Raw genomic sequence first — 4,184 nt, forward strand, 5'->3', positions numbered from 1 at the left:
ACGGCGGAGGATGTGGGGCGGGATGTGGCTGTGGTGGGGTCGTTGCGGCGTGGTGAGGGTGGGCTGGAGCGGTTCTGGCTGTCGTTGGGCGAGGCGTGGACGCGTGGTGTCGACGTCGACTGGGGTGCGGTGTTCGCGGGAACGGGTGCCCGACGCGTCGGCCTGCCCACCTACGCCTTCCAGCACCAGCGCTACTGGCTGGAGGCCGGCACCCCCGCCGTGTCCGCCGCCACGACCGCGGACCCCGTCGAGGCCCGCTTCTGGGAAGCCGTCGAACGAGAGGACTGGCAGACGCTGGCGGCCGAGCTTGCGGTCGACGGCGACGAGCGGGTCAGCGCGCTGCTGCCCGCGCTGTCGACCTGGCGCAAGCAGGCACGCGAGCGTTCCGTCGTGGACGGCTGGCGCTACCGGGTGACCTGGAAGCAGCTTGCCGAGAACCAGTCCGCGCGGTTGTCCGGCACCTGGCTGCTGATCGTTCCGCAGCACGCGGCAGAGGGGGAGTGGGCGCAGGGCGCGGCCCACATCCTCGCCGAGCGCGGCGCCGCCGTACGGAAACTCGTCATGGACACCGGCGCGGACGGCCGGACCTCCCTCACCGAACTGCTCCAGCGGACGACCGCCGATGAGGACGCTCCGTTCCACGGAGTGCTGTCCCTGCTGGCACTCGACGACCGTCCGCACCCCGAACACACCTCCGTCCCCGCCGGAGTCGCCGCCGAACTGGCACTGATCCAGGCACTGGGCGACGCCGAGATCGCCGCACCACTGTGGATCGCCACCCGGGGGGCGGTCTCCACCGGCCGCTCGGACCGGCTGGAGTCACCGCAGCAGGCCCTGGTCTGGGGCCTGGGCCGGGTCGCCGCCCTGGAACACGGCGAGCGCTGGGGCGGACTCGTCGACCTGCCGCGGGCCGCCGACGAACGGGCACTGACCCGGCTGGTCACGGCCCTGGCCGGGGCCGAGGAGGAGGACCAGGTCGCGATCCGGCCCACCGGGCTGTTCGTACGACGACTGGTCAGGTCCCCGCTCGCCGAAACGCCCGCTGTGCGGGAGTGGCGGCCGTCGGGGACGACGCTGGTGACCGGGGGCACGGGTGCGCTGGGTGCGCAGGTGGCGCGTTGGCTGGCCCGGAACGGTGCCGAGCACCTGTTGCTCACCAGCCGTCGGGGCCCGGACGCTCCCGGCGCCGCCGAACTGCGCGAGGAACTGACCGGACTGGGCGCCGAGGTGACCGTCGCCGCCTGTGACGTGGCCGACCGCAAGGCCGTCGAGTCGCTGCTCGACGCCGTCCCGGCCGACCGGCCGCTCACCGCCGTCGTGCACACCGCCGCCGTGCTGGACGACAGTGTGATAGAAGGACTGACGCCCGAGCAGGTCGACCGGGTGCTGAAGGTCAAGGTCGATGCCACACTCCACCTGCACGAGCTGACCCGGCACCTCGACCTTTCCGCGTTCGTGCTGTTCTCCTCCTTCGCCGCCACCTTCGGCGCCCCCGGTCAGGGCAACTACGCACCGGGCAACGCCTTCCTCGACGCCTTCGCCGAATGGCGCCGCGACGCCGGACTGTCCACCACCTCGCTGGCCTGGGGCCCGTGGGGCGAGGGCGGCATGGCCGAGGGCGGCGTCGGCGACCGCATGCGCCGCCACGGCGTCATCGAGATGACACCCGAGAAGGCGGTGACCTCCCTCCAACACGCCCTGGACCGGGACGAGTCGGTGCTGACCGTCGTCGACATGGAGTGGAAGCGCTTCGTCCTCGCCTTCACCTCCGGCCGGTCCCGGCCGCTGCTCCACGACCTGCCCGAAGCGCGGGACGTCATCAAGGACATGCGGGGCGACGCCGATACGGACCACGCCGACAACACCGGTCTCGTGCAGAAGCTCGCCGGGCTGCCCGACGCCGAGCAGGAGCGGCTGCTGCTGGAACTGGTGCGCGGCGCCGTGGCGACCGTACTGGGCTACGCCGACGCCGAAGCCGTCGAGTCCGCACGCGCCTTCAAGGAGCTGGGCTTCGACTCGCTCACCGCCGTCGAACTGCGCAACAGGCTCGGTGCCGCCAGCGGGCTCAAACTGCCACCGTCGCTGATCTTCGACTACCCGACCCCGAACGCGCTCGCCAAACACCTGCGTGCCGAGCTGTCCGGCGGAACGTCGGCGCTCGCCGCCCCGCTCCCCACCGCGGCTTCCCTGGCCGACGACGAACCGATCGCGATCGTCGCGATGAGCTGCCGCTTCCCCGGCGGTGTGCGGACCCCCGAGGAACTGTGGCAGCTGCTGACCTCCGGCGGTGACGCACTGTCCGAGTTCCCGGCCGACCGCGGCTGGGACGTGGAGTCCTTGTACAACCCGGACCCGGACGCGCAGGGCACCAGCTACACCCGCGAGGGCGGCTTCCTCACCGGCGTCGCCGCGTTCGACCCCACCTTCTTCGGCATCTCGCCCCGCGAGGCGATGGCGATGGACCCGCAGCAGCGGTTGCTGCTGGAGACATCGTGGGAGGCGTTCGAGCGGGCGGGCATCGACCCGGCCACGCTCCGCGGCAGCCAGTCCGGCGTCTTCGTCGGGACGAACGGCTCCGACTACTCCATCCTCATGCGGAACACCACCGACGGCTACGAGGGCCACCTGGCCACCGGCAGCGCCGCCAGTGTGGTTTCCGGCCGGCTCAGTTACGTCTTCGGCCTGGAGGGCCCGGCGGTCACCGTCGACACCGCCTGCTCGGCATCGCTGGTCGCCCTGCACCTCGCGGTCCAGGCACTGCGTACCGGAGAGTGCGAACTCGCCCTGGCGGGTGGTGCGACCGTGATGGCCACCCCCGGCACCTTCATCGAGTTCAGCCGTCAGCGCGGACTGTCGTCGGACGGCCGCAGCAAGGCGTTCTCGGCGGACGCCGACGGCTTCAGCCCCGCCGAGGGCGTCGGCATGCTCCTCGTGGAGCGGCTGTCCGACGCGCGGAAGAACGGCCACCCGGTGCTCGCGGTGGTACGGGGCAGCGCCATCAACCAGGACGGCGCCAGCAACGGCCTGACGGCGCCGAACGGTCCGTCGCAGCAGCGGGTCATCCGCCAGGCGCTCGCCAACGCCCGCCTCACCGCCGCCGATGTCGACGTCATCGAGGCGCACGGCACGGGGACGACGCTGGGTGACCCGATCGAGGCGCAGGCGCTGCTGGCCACCTACGGCCAGGACCGCCCCGCCGACCGGCCGGTGCTGCTGGGCTCCGTCAAGTCCAACATCGGCCACGCCCAGGCGGCCGCCGGTGTCGCGGGCGTGATGAAGATGGTGCTGGCCATGCGGCACGGTGTGGTGCCCGAGTCGCTCCACATCACCGAACCGACCCCTCACGTGGACTGGTCAGCGGGTGCGGTCTCCCTCGTCACCGAGGCCACACCCTGGCCGCAGGGCGGTACGACGCGCAGGGCCGGCATCTCCTCCTTCGGCTTCAGCGGCACCAACGCGCACGCGATCATCGAGCAGGCCCCGGCCGAGGGGCCCGCCCCCGCCGAGGGGCCCGCCCCCGCCGAGGAACCCGTGACGACCCCCGGCGTGCTGCCCTGGGTGCTGTCCGGCAAGAACCCGGCCGCGCTGCGCGACCAGGCCGCGAAGCTGCTCGCCCACCTGGAGACCGATGCGGACCTCCGCCCGGCGGACATCGGCCACTCGCTGGCCGCCACCCGCTCCGTACTCGACGAACGCGCGGTGCTCACCGGAACGGACCGCGACGACTTCCGACGCGGCCTCGACGCCCTCGCCCGCGGCGAGGCCCTGCCCCAGCTGGTACAAGGGGCCGGAATCGGGGGTAAGGCCGCGTTCCTGTTCCCGGGACAGGGGTCGCAATGGGTAGGCATGGCCGTCGGGCTGTTGGATGCTTCGCCGGTGTTCGCGGCGCGTATGGATGAGTGTGGGGCTGCTCTGGCGGAGTTCACCGACTGGTCGTTGGTGGACGTTCTGCGCGGGGCCGAGGGCGCGCCGTCGCTGGAGCGGGTGGATGTCGTCCAGCCCGTGTTGTTCTCCGTGATGGTGTCGTTGGCGGCGCTGTGGCGTTCGGCCGGGGTACGCCCCTCGGCGGTGGTGGGTCATTCGCAGGGGGAGATCGCCGCGGCGTGTGTGGCGGGTGTGTTGTCGTTGCGGGATGCGGCGCGGGTGGTGGCGTTGCGGAGTCAGGTGATCGGGCGGGTGCTGGC

At 72.3% G+C, this 4,184-nt stretch carries 1 protein-coding gene; it reads left to right on the forward strand.

All coding sequences use genetic code 11. From position 1 onward, the window contains the following. On the forward strand, window positions 1–4,184 hold a 4,184-nt coding region (locus ACF1CT_RS37315), incomplete at both ends, for an SDR family NAD(P)-dependent oxidoreductase (RefSeq protein WP_391788483.1).

Origin of the sequence: Streptomyces sp. NPDC014734, assembly GCF_043083325.1 — a bacterium.
In the GTDB taxonomy this organism is placed as follows: domain Bacteria; phylum Actinomycetota; class Actinomycetes; order Streptomycetales; family Streptomycetaceae; genus Streptomyces.